This window comes from Halopseudomonas yangmingensis, from assembly GCF_900114825.1.
Taxonomy (GTDB): Bacteria; Pseudomonadota; Gammaproteobacteria; order Pseudomonadales; family Pseudomonadaceae; genus Halopseudomonas; species Halopseudomonas yangmingensis.
This window is the reverse complement of sequence record NZ_FOUI01000009.1, coordinates 31,943-47,838: the sequence shown is the minus strand read 5'-3', so window position 1 is coordinate 47,838 and position 15,896 is coordinate 31,943. Positions and strand designations below refer to the sequence as shown.

Here is a 15,896-nt window from a genome sequence, read left to right as displayed (position 1 = left end):
AGAACAACGGCAAACAGAGTGCCAGTCTACCCAAAGGCTCAGACGCCTGCACGCAGCCCGACAGCTGACCATTCAGTCAAAAAAACGCTCGATAGTACCCAAAAAACCAGCCCCTGCCCAGCCCCCACACAGGCCAAGCCGAAGACAGGCGCTTGACGTTAGTCTGCCAGCATCCAACACAACAACGATCACAGGATGTACGCATGCACGCAAAGCCAAACGCCCAAGGAATGCTCCTGAAAAGCCTGACCGCCAGTATTCTCGCCATTACCCTCAGCGGCTGCCTGAGCTCTGGCGGCTCAAGCAGCAAGGCTGAAGAGCCGGTACCAGTCAACCCGCTGGCAATCTCTACCAGTGAAGGCGAAGTCCGCGGCATCACCCTTGATGGCATGCGCGTATTCCGTGGCATTCCCTATGCAGCAGCGCCGGTTGACGGCCTGAGATTTGCGCCACCAACGCCACCGGCCGAGCGTAGCGCACCACTTGTACTGGATGAGAAGTTCGGCGATGCCTGCCTGCAATCAAGCACCACCGGCGCGATCAGCGGCAGCGAAGACTGCCTGTACCTGAACGTCTACACCCCGGAAAATGCCAAAGACCTGCCGGTAATGGTATGGATTCATGGCGGCGCTTTCGTCATGGGGGACGGTGGCGGTGAGTATGACCCGACACGCCTGGTTGAAAAGGACGTGATAGTCGTAACCCTGAATTACCGGCTGGGCAATCTGGGTTTTCTGGCCCATCCAGGTCTGGAATCTGATGGTGGCAACTTTGGCCTGATGGATCAGCAACAGGCGATGCGCTGGGTTCAGCAGAATATTGGCAACTTTGGTGGAGACCCGGCCAATGTCACCCTGTTTGGCGAATCAGCCGGCGGTCACAGCGTGATGAGCCACATTGTCTCACCCCGTGCCAAGACTGAAAACCTGTTCCAGCGTGCCATCGTCCAGAGCGGCTCCTACGCCCCGTTCCAACAACCCAAGGCACTAGCCCAGTTCAACGGTGTACAGGTCGCCAACACAGTGGGCTGCAGCGATCCCGCCAGCGCAGCCAGCTGCCTTCGTGCGCTTGATCCCCTGGTGATTCTTGCCGCCCAGGGATCACAAAGCCTGCCGGCCGTAGATCCGGATTCAGACCTGCTGCCCAAGTCCATTACTGACGCCCTGGCAGCGGGTGAGTTCAATACAGAACTGGATATCATGATCGGCAGCAACCAGGATGAAGGAACGCTGTTTGTTGCCCTGGATGAAATCAGCAATGGCCTGCAATCGCTGGAAGCTCGCGGAGAGGCCGCCTACCGTCAGGAAGTAGCTGACTTCTTTACGCCTTATCAGGCTCTTGTACCCTTCGATGAGGTCCAGATAGCCGATGACTACCTGGCCCGTTTCAGCAGCAAGGACCAGCCCTACTCTTTGGCCATGTCGGCGATCTGGACCGACTTCATGTTTGCCTGCAACAGCTATGTTCACGCCAGCACCTTTGCAGCCAACGGCTTGCAAACCTGGAAATACTGGTTCCGTGACGAAAATGCCCCCTGGACGCTGGTACCGCCTGCCATCCCGGTCGCTCCAGGCGTGTTTGTCCCGCTGAGCTTCCCGCAGGGCGCCACCCATGCCGGTGAAATCCCGTACGTGCTGTATGACGCTGATCTGATGCGCGAACGCTACACAGGTACAGATCAGGAAATCGATGATCTGGCAGAGACCATGGTCGACTACTGGACCAGCTTCGCCAAGGACGGCAATCCGAATCCCAGCAACGGGGTGCCGGCAGCATGGAATGCCTTTGCCGGGCCTTTGGGACCTATACAGCAACTGGATGTGTCCGACAGCGGCGTTAAATCAGACTCCGCCGTTGCTGCTGGAGGATTCCTTGGGTACCACAACTGCAGCTACTGGGCCAACCCGCCACGTAAGTAGCCAATAGGTTAGTGAGGCAGCCCTGTCGGGCTGCCTCGCCGACTGAAGTCAGCGCGCCCAAAAAGCAATTGGCGCGGCAGTAGCTTCAGATGCAGGTTGCGCCACCATCAACCGGCAAGGCAATGCCGGTGGTGAAGCCCGCCCCCTCACTGCACAGGTATAGCACTGCCGCGGCAATCTCTTCAGCCTTGCCCAGCCGGCCAACCGGGTGCATGGCCGCAGCGAACTCGGCCTTGCGCGGCTCCAGCGCGGCGGCACGGCGGAACATGTCGGTATCGATTACCGCCGGACACACCGCATTGATCCGCACACCTTTCTTCGCATACTCCACCGCTGCCGAACGGGTCAGCCCAAGCACAGCGTGCTTGCTGGCACTGTAGATGCTCATCTTTGGCGCAGCGCCCAGCGCTGCCACAGAGGCCGTATTGACGATAGCCCCACCACCCTGGGCCAGCATCAGCGGAATCTCGAAACGCATGCACTGCCAGACGCCCTTGACGTTGACATCCATGATGCGGTCAAACACCTCTTCCTTGCCGTCTGCCAGCTTGTCCTGCTCAACCTCGATACCGGCATTGTTGAATGCACAGTCCAGACGCCCGAACTCGCTCTTGATACGCCCGACCAGCGCCTCGACCTGAGCCGCATCAGCCACGTCACAGGCAACAAAGAGTGCCTGTGCACCTGCGGCACGCAGCCCGGCAACCAGCGCCTCACCCCCGGCCACATCAATATCTGACACCACCACAGCCGCACCGGCAGCCGCAAAGGCCTCGGCAGTCGCCTTGCCAATACCGGCCGCACCGCCGGTTACCAGCGCCACCTTGCCTGCGAATTGTCCACTCATCAGCCACCTCCCAACAGCATCCGGCCGCCAGTCGGCCAGCAATGGCAGAAAGCATAATGCAGACCGGGTCGTAATCCGACCGGATCAGCCGAATTGTTCATGCATCATCGCAGCAATCAATGATAGCCGTATACCGCAGACGGCCTGAAACACAAATAACACGCACAAAAAAAGGGGCATCCGAAGATGCCCCTTTCAAACCCAAACGGTACAGCTGTCAGACCTTAACGAACACCTGCAGCGCGCAGAGCGGCCGGGGTGAACTGGTTATAGCTCGGTACGAAGTCGTACTGCGGAGCAGAAACTTCCTCGGTGTACATGCCCAGAGCAATGTAGCGGCCGGCCAGCAGGTCATACAGGGTTTCGATGGCGTAGCCCGGCAGCTTCTCGACGTAGTTGTGAGCCACATGACCCTCACCTACGCGCCACAGGGTGCCACGACCGTCGTAGTGGTCAGCCAGGTTGATCAGCCAGGAGTCTTCATCAACGAAGAAGTTACGCTGGGCGTAAATGTGGCGCTGCCCCTGCTTGACGTTGCCCTGCACTTCCCACACGCGATGCAGCTCGAAGCGGGTGTGATCCGGGCTGATGTGACCTGCTTGCAGTACGTCCGCATACTTCACGTTGCGATCGGTCAGCTTGTATGCGTTGTAAGGAACGAAAATTTCCTTCTTACCCACCAGTTTCCAGTCATAACGGTCAGGTGCACCGTTGTACATGGTGAAGTTGTCCGAGGTACGCATACCGTCAGAGGCAGTACCCGGACCGTCATAGGCGACCTGCGGAGCACGACGTACGCGGCGCTGACCGGCGTTGTATACCCACGCCATGCGTGGCTCTTTCAACTGATCCAGAGTATCGTGTACCAGCAGCACGTTACCGGCCAGACGTGCCGGCGCGTTCACGCGCTGCTTGAAGAACAGCAGGGTGTTGGGCATGGAAGCAGCATCCACATCCGGCATCAGGTGCGGGTAACCGGCTTCCTCTTCCATCTTGATCAGGGTGTAGGAACCGTTGACCTGCGGCATCGCCTGCATGTACCAGCGCTTGGTGTTCTTGCGGTAGCGGGTCATGTGGTTCCACACGACTTCGGCGCCCGACTGGGGAATCGGGAAGGCAAAGGAGCCGTGGGAAAAGTTATCGATACCGTCACCGTTGTTGACCAAACGCGCCTGACCGGCAGTGCGCTTGACCTGGGCATACAGGTCATCGGTATAACCGACCGAGCGGTGGCTCTGGTACACCGGCATGCGGAAGGTTTCCGGATAGCGCTCGAACATCGCCTTCTGGCCGGGGGTCAGGTTGTCGGCATACTGCTGGTAGTTCTGTGCAGTAATGACGAACAGCGGCTGCTCACCGGCATAGGGGTTGGCCTGAAAGCCGTCAGCCAGTTGCTGGCCGGCATTGGTGGGCAGACCACCGGTCCACTCGGGAATGGTGCCGGCGGCATTGCCGGCCCGCTCGGCGCCGACCGGGGTCAGTACCGAACCACCGAGGGAGTCGATTTCAGACTGAGTCAGCGACTGGGCCATGACGCTGCTGGCGATCATGGACAGCGCCAGACCTGCAGCGCCCAGAATCATCTTTTGCATTTGCATATTATTGTCTCTCTCCAGTTACCAGTCTCAGAAGCTCACGCTGAAGCTGACGGACGCGAAGTCACGGTCAACCGCAGTGTTGTACTTGCCATCAAAGAAGCTGGTGTAGCTGATGCTGGCGTTGTATTTGTTGGCGTAATCGGCGTTCAGGCCGAGGCTGACCGACTTGGCGTCTTCGGTGAAGTTCGGGCCATAGCCGTCGACATCATGCGACCAGGCAATGCTCGGACTCAGGTTGATACCGCGGAATACGTTGGAGTACTCAAGAGCTGCACGAACACGGTAGCCGGACGACCAGCGGGTGTAGAAACCGTCGTTTTCGCACCAGCTGATAGCCTTGTTCTGGCCTGTCCGGCTGGCAGCATCTACTGCTGCACAGTCACCGGGCACTGCGCCTACATCACTTTCCAGGTAGGGGCTTTGGCCAAACAGCGAGTCACGACCAAACTTGGTGGTATCACCCAAGCCGCCGATGTAGTTCACACCCGCCTCACCGACCAGCGAGAGGCGGCTTGCACCCAGAACCTGGTCAATGAAGTGCACAGCAGTAACCTGCGCCTGCCACAATTCTTTGCGTACATAACCAGGAATTTCAATCGGCGCTGACAGGCCGAGCGTATTGATATTGCGATGAGTATTGTCGGGGCTGCTCAAAGCCACGAGCGCTGTACGACTTTGATCACCAGTGTTGATCTGCATCGGCATATTCGGACGGTAGCTCAGTTCACCGCCAACCGAAACACCGGAAATGTTGGTCTGGAAGCTTACACCGTAGAGACGGATATCCTCAGGGTACTCAAAGAAGTAGCCTGCAGGGCCTGGCTGCCCATCCAACCCAATAACACTGCTTGCACCTGCAATACCTGCCAGCCTTGTAGCTTCACTACCTAGATATGCTGCATAGGCTCCAGCATTGCCACCAAAGGCAGGAGGAATATTCCCTGTAAAGGTTCCTGCTTGGATTTGTCTTATGATGCCCGCATATGCTCCAGCAGTCTGACCCGGAATAAGAACATTACCGGCCATGCTTGAGTAAAAAGGCATCCGACTATGGTAATTCATAGCGTAGAAACCAAACTCAGTGTCATTCAGCTCAGGAGCAAAATAACGGAAAGCCACACCCCACTGCCCGTCATCTCCAGCCTCTACGTCCTTTTTCGCACGAACAATATAGTTGGCCATCCCATTTGCAGCAACTAAGCGATCATCACCTGCAGGATAGTCTGGACCAACAACCACCAAGCGATCATTACAGCCAACTGCCAGAGTATCTGAACCGAAGAAGGTACCGCAGTTATCAATAGCAGACGGGTGCCACTTCAACTGATAAAACATTTCCATCGACAGCTGATCAGTAATGCCCTGGGACAGGTAGAGCATCTCTACCGGCAGCAGGCCTTCCTTGATTTCTGCGCCCGGACGACGGAAGGCAGCCACGTCAATAGGGTTGATCGAGTTGATCGAATTACCGATAAAGGTCGACTCACCCCAGCTGACCACCTGGCGACCCAGGCGGATATTGCCCGGATTGCTGCCGATAAAATAGTTGTGGTAAACGAAGGCGTCCAGCAGTGCGACACCCGAACTCTTCACCAGCGGCTTACGGCCCTTGTCGCTGATGTCGTAGTATCGCTGACTGCCGTCCTTGGTTTCAAAGTCGTACCAGTACTTGCCACGCAGGAAGGCACCAGAGTCGCCATACTTCAGTTCAAGATCATGCACGCCACGGAAGATCTTCGAGAAGGCATCGCCCTTCTTGAAGTTCAGGCGACCATCATCAGAGGTACGGGCTACAGCCTTGCCGCCAAGATTTTCACCAGTGTTGGGATTAGGTGTGCGGTAATCGATAAACCGCTTATCAGCATTCTCCATCGCCCAGCTGGCACCCACAGACAGCTGCGAGTCGAACTGTGCTTCGATGTCACCGATATTGAAATTGGCCGCATTGGCTGCGCCAGAGAAGCTGGCCAGACCGATGGCCAGCGGCAGTGCCGCGAGCGACCAGGCATGCATTTTTTTTGTCATTGTGCTGCTCCGTTAGAGTGATTCTGCGGACCCCAGACCCCTGCGAGGGCTCTGGCATCGGTGCCAAGTCTGTCATGCAGACAAAAATCTGTTTGGCCGATTAGGACGACTTTCTTGTCCGCAGTGGACATTCATTGGCTGAATGGGCAATACTCGAGCTGCAAAAGTCTGTTGCAGCCTTTTGTACAATAGCAGCCCCCTCGGGTAAGCTGGCTTGCATATACAGCCGCCAGATCGGCTGAAAAAAGCACAACAAAAACAACAAGAGCAACACGCAATGACCAACAACAGCGCCCCCCAGGCCGGTAGCCGGCTGCAGGAGCGGGCCTTCTGGGCCCAAGGAATCGGCAAGACCCTGGCCAGCTACGGCAAAGGGATTGATGACCTGCCCGAAGATCTGCGCGAGCATTGTCGACCCAGCGATCTGAGCATGGCTCAGATCAGCCAGCACGACATGAACCGTCTGTGGGATCAGGCCGCCCAGCTCAGCGGCGACGAGTGCTTCGGGCTGCGCATGGGCCGGCAGTTCACCTCCAATACGCTCAAGGTTCTCGGCCTGGCCGCCAGCTCCAGCGAAACCATCAGTGATGCCATCCAGCGCATCGTGCGCTTTTTCCCGGTATTCAGCACCCAGGTACAGATGTATACAGTCGAAGACGAGCAGGCCCTGACGCTGATTTTCCAGCCGCGCGGCACGCCCCACCCGATGCATATGGAAGCCCTGCTGGTGCAATGCGGCAAGATCTGGCGCACCCTGCAGCCCGAGGGCAGCACGCTGGTGCTGGAAACCCGGCTGGCCGAAGACCACGAACGCTATCGCAGTTGCTGCGAGGAAATTCTTGGCACACGCATCCGCATGAACAGCAAGCGTCTGGCGTTTCGGCTGAATCGCGCCCTGCTGCGCCAACCCCTGCCCAGCGCCGATGCCTTTTTGCTCAAGCGACTGGATGCCTCGCTGGAGGACATGCTGGAGGAGTTGCCCAACAGCGACTTTGCCGAACAGGTCAAGCAGCGCATCCGCAGTCTGGTGAGCACGCGGGAGATATCCGAGGAGCTGGTCGCCACACCATTCAACATGAGCGCACGCCACCTGCGTCGTAAACTCAGCGAGGTGAACACCAGCTATGAAAAACTGCTGGATGAGGTTCGCATGGAAATGGCCGTGCGGCTGATCCGTGAAGGCCGGTTGAATCTGGGTCGGATTGCCTTTGAGCTGGGCTTTCTTGACCCGAGCAGCTTTACCCGCGCCTTCCGCCGCTGGACTGGCATGAGCCCGACCAGCTACCGCGAGACAGCCCAGGCCAACGGCTGAACAGCAGGCACAAAAAAGGGCGGCCGAGGCCGCCCTTTTTTATCGACAGAAAACTCAGTTACCCTTGTTTTCCATCTGCTGCTTGATCAGATCACCGATGGTGGTCGGACCGGCAGCGGCCATTTCCTGCTGACGCAGACCCTGGATGGCTTCTTTCTCGTCTTCAACGTCCTTGGCCTTGATCGACAGACTGATCAGGCGGCTCTTACGATCGACACCAATGATCTTGGCTTCGACTTCGTCGCCGACATTGAGAGCGTTACGTGCATCTTCAACACGGTCACGGCTGATTTCGGAGGCCTTCAGAGTGCCTTCGATATCGTCGCCCAGGACGATAACTGCGCCCTTGGCGTCAACTTCCTTGACGGTGCCCTTGACGATGGCGCCCTTCTCGTTGAGGCCAACGAAGTTGGAGAACGGATCGTCTTCCAGCTGCTTGACGCCCAGGGAGATGCGCTCGCGCTCCGGATCGACCGACAGGATGACGGTTTCGATCTCGTCACCCTTCTTGAAGCGACGTACGGCTTCTTCGCCGACTTCGTTCCAGGAGATGTCGGACAGGTGAACCAGGCCATCGATGCCACCGTCAAGACCGATGAAGATACCGAAATCGGTGATCGACTTGATGGAGCCGGAGATCTTGTCGCCCTTGTTGAACTTGCTGGAGAACTCTTCCCAGGGGTTCATCTTGCACTGCTTGATGCCCAGGGAGATACGGCGACGGTCTTCGTCGATATCCAGCACCATGACTTCCACGTCGTCGCCGACCTGAACGACCTTGGACGGGTGGATGTTCTTGTTGGTCCAATCCATTTCGGATACGTGTACCAGACCTTCGACACCCTCTTCCAGCTCGGCGAAGCAGCCATAGTCGGTGAGGTTGGTGACCTTGGCGGTAACACGGGTACCTTCCGGATAGCGACCGGTGATGGAGACCCACGGATCTTCGCCCAGCTGCTTCAGACCCAGGGAGACGCGGTTGCGCTCGCGGTCGAACTTGAGCACCTTGACGTCGATCTCGTCGCCGACATTGACGATCTCGGACGGATGCTTGATGCGCTTCCAGGCCATGTCGGTGATGTGCAGCAGACCATCAACGCCGCCCAGATCAACGAAGGCGCCGTAATCGGTGAGGTTCTTGACGATACCCTTGACCTGCTGGCCTTCCTGCAGGGTTTCCAGCAGGGCTTCGCGCTCGGCACTGTTCTCGGCTTCGAGTACGGCACGGCGGGAAACCACCACGTTGTTGCGCTTCTGGTCGAGCTTGATGACCTTGAATTCCAGCTCTTTGCCTTCCAGGTGGGCGGTATCGCGCACCGGACGGACATCGACCAGGGAACCCGGGAGGAACGCGCGAATGGTGTTGACGTCGACGGTAAAGCCACCCTTGACCTTGCCGTTGATAACACCCTTGACGATTTCCTCGGCGGCGAAAGCAGCCTCGAGTACTGTCCAGGACTCGGCACGCTTGGCCTTCTCGCGGGACAGCTTGGTTTCACCGAAACCGTCTTCAACGGCGTCCAGTGCAACGTGTACTTCATCACCGACATTGATGGTCAGTTCGCCCAGGTCGTTGAGGAACTGGTCACGCGGGATGACACCCTCGGACTTCAGACCGGCGTGAACGGTGACCCAGTCGGAGTCGATGTCCACAACGATACCGGTGATGATGGAGCCCGGTTGCATGTCGAGGGTTTTTAGGCTTTCTTCAAAAAGTTCGGCAAAGCTTTCGCTCATTTGGATTCCCGTAAATATGTAATAAGGCCGTTACCGCCAGGTCGCTTGCATCGCGCACCCTGCAGCTACGTACCCGCCACGCCACCAGCTTGCGTGGGTTGATGATTGACAGTCGGCGACGGTAACGCTGGTTGCCCGCCGCAAACCCCTCCTGATCAGCCCAGCAGCCCGCGCTCGCGCGCCGCCTGCTCGACCGTTTCAAGTACCTGCTCGATGCTCATCTGCGTGGAATCGACGATGATCGCATCGTCGGCCGGCTTCAGCGGCGCCACGCTGCGATTCATGTCACGCGCATCCCGCGCAATGATCTCTTCGAGAAGACTCGCCAGATTAGCATCTTCACCCTTGCCCAGCAACTGCCGGTAACGGCGAGTGGCGCGTTCCTCGGCGCTGGCGGTCAGATAGATCTTCAGCGGCGCACCGGTAAACACCACAGTTCCCATGTCGCGGCCGTCAGCCACCAGGCCGGGTGACTGGCAAAAATCGCGCTGGCGCTGCAACAGGGCTTCTCGCACGGCCGGCAGGGCCGCCACCTGCGAAGCACCGGCCCCGGCAGTTTCGGTGCGGATTATCCGGGTAACATCGTCACCTTCGAGCAGCACCTGCTGCTCGTCACCCGGCTGCACCACAAAACGCACATCCAGTTCACGCGCCAACACGGCCAACGCCGCCTCGTCATCCAGCGCCACGGCATGCCGCTGTGCGGCCTGCGCCAGCACCCGATAGAGGGCGCCGGAATCCAGCAGATGCCAGCCCAGACGACCCGCCAGCAGGCCGGCAATGGTGCCCTTGCCGGAACCGCCAGGGCCATCCAGGGCAATGACCGGCACACTCATGCCGAAGGCTCCACGCTCAGGCGCATGCCTGTGGCATTTGCCAGCTCGACGAAACCGGGGAACGAGGTGGCCACGTTGGCGCAGTTGCCGATATGAATCTCGCCTGTAGCCCGCAAGGCAGCGACACTGAAGGACATGGCAATACGGTGGTCGTCATGGCTTTCGACCCGACCGCCACCGATCGGGCCACCCTCAATAACAATGCCATCGGCCGTTGGCTCGGCGCGCACACCCAGTGCCTGCAAGCCATCGGCCATGACCTGGATACGATCGGATTCCTTGACCCGAAGCTCTTCGGCACCGCGCAGAACAGTTCGCCCTTCCGCACAGGCGGCAGCCACGAACAGCACCGGGAACTCGTCGATTGCCAGCGGCACCTGGTCCAGCGGAATCTCGATGCCGCGCAATCTGGCGCTGCGGATCCGGATATCCGCTACCGGCTCGCCACCCACTTCCTGCTGGTTGCTCAGTTCGATATTGCCGCCCATGGCGCGCAGGATATTGATCACGCCAATGCGCGTCGGGTTGATACCGACATGCTCGAGGGTCAGATCCGAGCCCTCGGCAATACTCGCCGCCACCATAAAGAAGGCCGCCGAGGAAATATCCGCCGGCACATCGATGCGGCAGGCAGTCAACTTGTGGCCCGGCTCGACGGTGACGGTGTCGCCGTCGACCTGTACCGGATAGCCGAAGCCTTTGAGCATGCGCTCGGTATGGTCGCGGGTCGGTGCCGGCTCGGTCACCGAGGTACGACCATGGGCATACAGACCGGCCAGCAACAGGCAGGACTTGACCTGGGCACTGGCAATCGGCATTTCATAGTCCATGCCCATCAATTTTCCGCCACCCTTGATGTGCAGCGGTGGCCGTCCTTCGGCAGCGGTTTCGATGACCGCGCCCATTTCGCGCAGCGGCTTGGCCACCCGTCCCATCGGACGCTTGGACAGCGAGGCATCACCGGTCAGTACCGTATCGAAACGCTGACCCGCCAACAGCCCGGACAGCAGCCGCATGGAGGTACCGGAGTTGCCCAGATACAGCGGCCCGGGCGGCGCCTGTAGTCCATGCAGACCGACCCCATGAATGGTTACCCGCCCCTGATGCGGCCCTTCGATTACCACGCCCATATCGCGGAAGGACTGCAGGGTGGCCAGACTATCCTCCCCTTCCAGGAAGCCTTCGACCTCGGTCACGCCTTCGGCGAGCGAGCCGAGCATGATCGAGCGATGGGAAATCGACTTGTCGCCGGGCACACGGATACGGCCGCTCAGGCGGCCACCAGGACTGGCAAGGTAATTGATCAATTGACTGTGCATAGGTTCCACATAGGCCCTGCGGGCAAGAATGGTGCTGAAATGCTCACGCGCAGCCTGTGCCCGGGTAAATACACCGAGCAGGGTATTGGCATCGCGCGCCTCGATGGCCGCCCGCAGGCGGGCCAGATCCTTGGTGAAGTCGTCCAGACTGCGCAATACCGCATCGCGGTTGGCCAGAAAGACATCACGCCACATCACCGGATCGCTGGCAGCGATCCGGGTAAAGTCACGAAATCCACCTGCGGCATAGCGGAAGATCTCCAGATTCTCGCTGCGTGCCGCCAGGGTATCGACCAGTGAGAAAGCCAGCAGGTGCGGCAGGTGGCTGGTAGCCGCCAGCACCTCGTCATGCTCGTCGACCGGCATCGACTCGACGTCTGCGCCAAGCGTTTGCCACAGCTTGCCCACCAACTCGACCGCCTGCCGACTGGTATCCGGCAGCGGGGTGAGAATCACCTTGTGCCGGCGAAACAGGGTAGCCCGGGCAGCCTCGACGCCACTCTTTTCAGAGCCTGCAATCGGATGGCCCGGCACAAAGAGTACCGGCACCCGCCCGAAGGCGTGCTCGGCGGCCTCGATTACTGCGGTCTTGCTGCTGCCGACATCGGTCAATACCGCCTGACCAAGATCCAACGCGGCAAGCTGCTCCAATACCCGCTGCATGGCCAGTACCGGCACCGCCAGCACTATCAGTTCGGCACCCTGCACGGCCTCGGCCAGCTCGGCGCAGGCCTGATCCACTATGCCCAGCTCAATCGCTCGCTGACGACTGAAGGCATCAGCATCACAACCCACTACCTGATGACAGGCCTGCAACTCGCGCAGCCCACGCGCCACCGAGCCGCCAATCAGGCCCAGACCAACCACGCAGACGCGTTCAAAGAGTGGACTGTCGAGCGGTTTGCCGAGGGATTCAGACACGCGCAAGTACCTGCTGCAAGGCGTCGAGGAATCGATGATTTTCTTGCTCAAGACCGATTGTCACGCGCAGATGTTGCGGCATGCCATAGTTGGCCACCGGCCGCACAATCACTCCCTCACGCAACAGCCCCTGATACACAGGCGCCGCCTCGCGCCCCAGGTCCACCGCGATAAAATTGCCGCGCGACGGGATCCACTGCAGGCCAAGCCGGGCAAAGCCCTGCTCCAGTTGCGCCATGCCGGCACTGTTGAGCTCGCGGCTGCGCTGCAGGTAATCCTCATCGGCCAGCGCCGCACAGGCCGCAGTCAATGCCAGACTGTTGACATTGAACGGCTGGCGCACCCGGTTCAGCGCATCGGCAATCGCCGGATGACTGGCCGCATAACCAACGCGCAGGGCCGCCAGACCATAGGCCTTGGAAAAGGTGCGCGACACCAGCAGATTCGGGTATTGCGCCAGGTAGTCGAAGCCGCGCGGGAAATCGGCGTCTTCGACGTATTCGGTATAGGCCTCATCGAGCACCACTATGACCCGCTCCGGCACGCCAGCAAGGAACTGCTCCAGCTCGGCGCGACCAATCCAGGTACCGGTCGGGTTGTTCGGGTTGGCGATAAATACCAGACGGGTGGCCGGGGTGATGGCCGCCGCCATGGCAGACAGGTCGTGCCCCCAGTCACGTGCCGGCACCACCACTGCACGGGCACCCACGGCCTGGGTGACGATCGGATACACGGCAAAGGCGTGTTCGCTGAACACCACCTCGTGCTCCGGGGCTACGAAGGCCCGGGTTACCAGTTCCAGGATGTCGTTGGAGCCGTTGCCCAGCGTCAGTTGCTCGGGCACCAGGCCAAACTCATGGGAAAGAGCCTGTTTCAGGGCAAAACCATTGCCATCCGGGTAGCGGGTCAGCTCCGGCAGTGCGGCACGGATGGCCTCCAGCACCCTCGGGCTCGGCCCCAGCGGGTTCTCGTTGCTGGCCAGCTTGACGATATCCTGCACGCGCAAGCCAAACTCGCGGGCCAATTCGTCCACCGGCTTGCCCGGCACATAGGGAGACAGCTTTTGCACACCCGGCAAAGCCAGGCTGAGGAAATCACAGGTCATAAACAAGCCTCAAGCTATAAGCCGCAAGCTTCAAGCCAGACCAGTCTGCATTTGCTTGCAGCTTGCCGCTTGCCGCTTGTGGCTGACGATTCAGAGCACCGCCTTCGGGTACGACCCCAGCACCTTGAGTGCCACCGACTCGTCGTTGATCTTCTCCAGCACATCCTTGATCAGTGGATCGCTCTGGTGACCGAGAAAATCGATAAAGAACGCGTAGGTCCACTTGCCGCTGCGTGACGGGCGGGTTTCGATACGGGTCAGATCGATGCCATTGCCATGGAATGGCTGTAGCAGATGGTGCAGGGCACCGGGCTTGTTGCGCATGGAAACGATGATCGAGGTCTTGTCATCACCGGTCGGCGGCACCGCCTGATTGCCGATGATCAGAAAACGCGTGGAATTGTCCGGGCGGTCCTCGATCTTTTCTGCCAGCCGGGTCAGGCCATAGAGCTCGGCAGCCATATCACCGGCAATCGCCGCCGAGTTCCATTCACTTTTCACCCGCTTGGCTGCATCGGCATTGCTGGCCACCGCCACCCGCTCAACGTTCGGGTAGTGCGCATCCAGCCACTTGCGGCACTGGGCCAGCGACTGGGCATGGGAATAGACCCGGGAAATCTTGTCGGTCTTGGTGTTCTCACCGACCAGCAGGTGATGATGAATGCGCAGCTCGACTTCGCCGCAGATCACCATGTCGTGCTCAAGGAAGCTGTCCAGCGTGTGATTGATCGCACCCTCGGTAGAGTTCTCCACCGGCACCACGCCAAACTGCACGGCACCCGCCGCCACCTCGCGGAAGATCTCGTCGATCGCCGCCATCGGCACGCTGACCACCGAGTGACCGAAATGCTTTAGTGCTGCCGCCTGGGTAAAGGTACCCTCCGGCCCCAGATAGGCAACCTTCAGCGGCTGTTCAAGCGCCAGACAGGCCGACATGATCTCGCGGAACAACCGCGCCACTTCCTCGTTATCGAGCGGGCCGCGATTCAGCTCCATGATGTGCTTGAGCACCCAGGCTTCACGCTCGGGGCGGTAGAACACCGGGGATTCGCCCTCGGCCAGCGACTTCTGCTTTACCTGGGCAACCGTTTGCGCGCAGCGCGCACGCTCACTGATCAGATCGAGGAGCTTCTCGTCGATACTGTCTATGCGCGTACGCAGTGCCTTGAGTTGAACTTCATCGGACATGGGATCAACCGTGCTGTTTCTCGAATTCGGCCATATAGGCCACCAGCGCATCCACCGCCGCTTCGGGTACGGCGTTGTAGATGGATGCACGCATGCCACCAACCGAACGGTGGCCCTTCAGGTTGAGCAGGCCGCGCTGTTCGGCACCGGCGAGGAACGGCTTGTCCAGTCGCTCGTCGGCCAGCCGGAAGGGAATATTCATCCACGAACGGTCAGCCGGATTGATCGGATTGCTGTAGAAGTCGCTGGCGTCGATGGTGCCATACAGCTTGCGCTGCTTGGCCTCATTGATGCGCTTCATCGCCTCCAGACCGCCCTGCCCCTTGAGCCACTGGAAGATCAGTCCGGACAGGTACCAGGCAAAGGTCGGCGGCGTGTTGTACATAGAGGCGTTCTGCGCGGCTACGCTGTAGTCGAGCATGGTCGGGCAACTGGCGCGCGCACGTCCGAGCAGATCCTCGCGCACGATGACCACCACCAGGCCGCTGGGGCCGATGTTCTTCTGCGCGCCGGCATAGACCAGGCCGAACTTCGAAATATCGACCGGCCGTGACAGTATGGTCGAGGACATGTCGGCCACCAGTGGCGCTGACACCTCGGGCACCCAGCCAAACTCCAGACCGCCAATGGTCTCGTTCGGCGTGTAGTGCACATAGGCGGCATCCGCCGACAGGCGCCAGTCGTTCTGCCCGGGAATGGCGAAGTAGTCGTAGCCCTTGGCGCTGGCTGCCACATGCACATTGCCGAAGCGGCTGGCTTCCTCGATTGCCTTGGCTGACCAGATACCGGTATCGATATAGTCGGCACGCCCGCCCTCGGGCAGCAGGTTCAGCGGAATCTGCGCAAACTGCTGGCTGGCACCGCCCTGCAGGAACAGCACCCGGTAGTTGTCCGGAATATTCAGCAGGTCACGCAGGTCCTGTTCGGCACGCTCGGCAATGCTGACAAACTCGTCACTGCGGTGACTCATCTCCATCACTGACAGACCCTTGCCCTGCCAGTCCAGTAATTCCTCACGGGCCTGTTGCAGCACGGCTTCCGGCAACGCGGCCGGGCCGGCGCAGAAATTGAACAGACGCTTGCTCACGA

Annotated in this window: 11 protein-coding genes; 2 read left to right on the top strand and 9 right to left on the bottom strand. The window is 59.6% G+C overall.

Features of this window, described 5'->3' with window-relative positions; all coding sequences use genetic code 11:
* The first annotated feature begins 203 nt into the window (after window positions 1-203).
* The gene (locus tag BMZ23_RS09475) at window positions 204-1,919 is read left to right on the top strand and encodes a carboxylesterase/lipase family protein (protein WP_093476028.1); all 1,716 of its coding nucleotides are present in this window, start codon (window positions 204-206) and stop codon (window positions 1,917-1,919) included.
* Window positions 1,920-2,004: 85 nt separating this feature from the next.
* Here the strand turns inward: BMZ23_RS09475 and BMZ23_RS09470 are convergent, their stop codons facing one another.
* The 3 genes from BMZ23_RS09470 to BMZ23_RS09460 form a co-directional block, all read right to left on the bottom strand.
* Window positions 2,005-2,766, bottom strand: a complete 762-nt coding sequence (locus BMZ23_RS09470; RefSeq protein WP_093476025.1) for an SDR family oxidoreductase — start codon at window positions 2,764-2,766, stop codon at window positions 2,005-2,007.
* Between the two features lie 224 nt (window positions 2,767-2,990).
* Complete coding sequence (locus BMZ23_RS09465; protein ID WP_093476247.1) at window positions 2,991-4,358, bottom strand: DUF1329 domain-containing protein; 1,368 nt, start codon at window positions 4,356-4,358, stop codon at window positions 2,991-2,993.
* A gap of 33 nt (window positions 4,359-4,391) precedes the next feature.
* A complete protein-coding gene (locus tag BMZ23_RS09460; protein WP_093476022.1) occupies window positions 4,392-6,389 on the bottom strand; it encodes a DUF1302 domain-containing protein in 1,998 nt (665 codons plus the stop codon).
* A 277-nt stretch (window positions 6,390-6,666) separates the two neighbouring features.
* Here BMZ23_RS09460 and BMZ23_RS09455 point away from each other — a divergent pair, with 277 nt between their 5' ends.
* Entirely contained in the window at window positions 6,667-7,701 is a 1,035-nt protein-coding gene (locus BMZ23_RS09455) for a helix-turn-helix domain-containing protein (protein ID WP_093476019.1), read from the top strand.
* Window positions 7,702-7,755: 54 nt separating this feature from the next.
* Here BMZ23_RS09455 and rpsA read toward each other — a convergent pair whose 3' ends face one another.
* The 6 genes from rpsA to serC form a co-directional block, all read right to left on the bottom strand.
* Window positions 7,756-9,438 carry a 30S ribosomal protein S1 gene (gene rpsA, locus BMZ23_RS09450; protein WP_093476017.1) on the bottom strand — a complete coding sequence of 561 codons (1,683 nt, stop codon included), beginning with the start codon at window positions 9,436-9,438 and terminating at the stop codon, window positions 7,756-7,758.
* Between the two features lie 155 nt (window positions 9,439-9,593).
* A complete protein-coding gene (gene cmk, locus BMZ23_RS09445) occupies window positions 9,594-10,274 on the bottom strand; it encodes a (d)CMP kinase (RefSeq protein WP_093476014.1) in 681 nt (226 codons plus the stop codon).
* Window positions 10,271-12,514, bottom strand: coding sequence for a bifunctional prephenate dehydrogenase/3-phosphoshikimate 1-carboxyvinyltransferase (locus tag BMZ23_RS09440; protein ID WP_093476011.1), 2,244 nt, complete (start codon window positions 12,512-12,514; stop codon window positions 10,271-10,273). Before BMZ23_RS09440 ends, cmk begins: the two co-directional genes overlap by 4 nt.
* Window positions 12,507-13,619 (bottom strand): histidinol-phosphate transaminase, encoded by a 1,113-nt coding sequence (gene hisC / locus BMZ23_RS09435; RefSeq protein ID WP_093476008.1) that lies wholly within the window; start codon window positions 13,617-13,619, stop codon window positions 12,507-12,509. The genes BMZ23_RS09440 and hisC overlap by 8 nt, the downstream gene beginning before the upstream one ends.
* A 90-nt stretch (window positions 13,620-13,709) precedes the next feature.
* A complete protein-coding gene (gene pheA / locus BMZ23_RS09430) occupies window positions 13,710-14,807 on the bottom strand; it encodes a prephenate dehydratase (protein WP_093476005.1) in 1,098 nt (365 codons plus the stop codon).
* Between the two features lie 4 nt (window positions 14,808-14,811).
* Entirely contained in the window at window positions 14,812-15,894 is a 1,083-nt protein-coding gene (gene serC / locus BMZ23_RS09425) for a 3-phosphoserine/phosphohydroxythreonine transaminase (RefSeq protein ID WP_093476002.1), read from the bottom strand.
* Window positions 15,895-15,896: the final 2 nt, after the last annotated feature.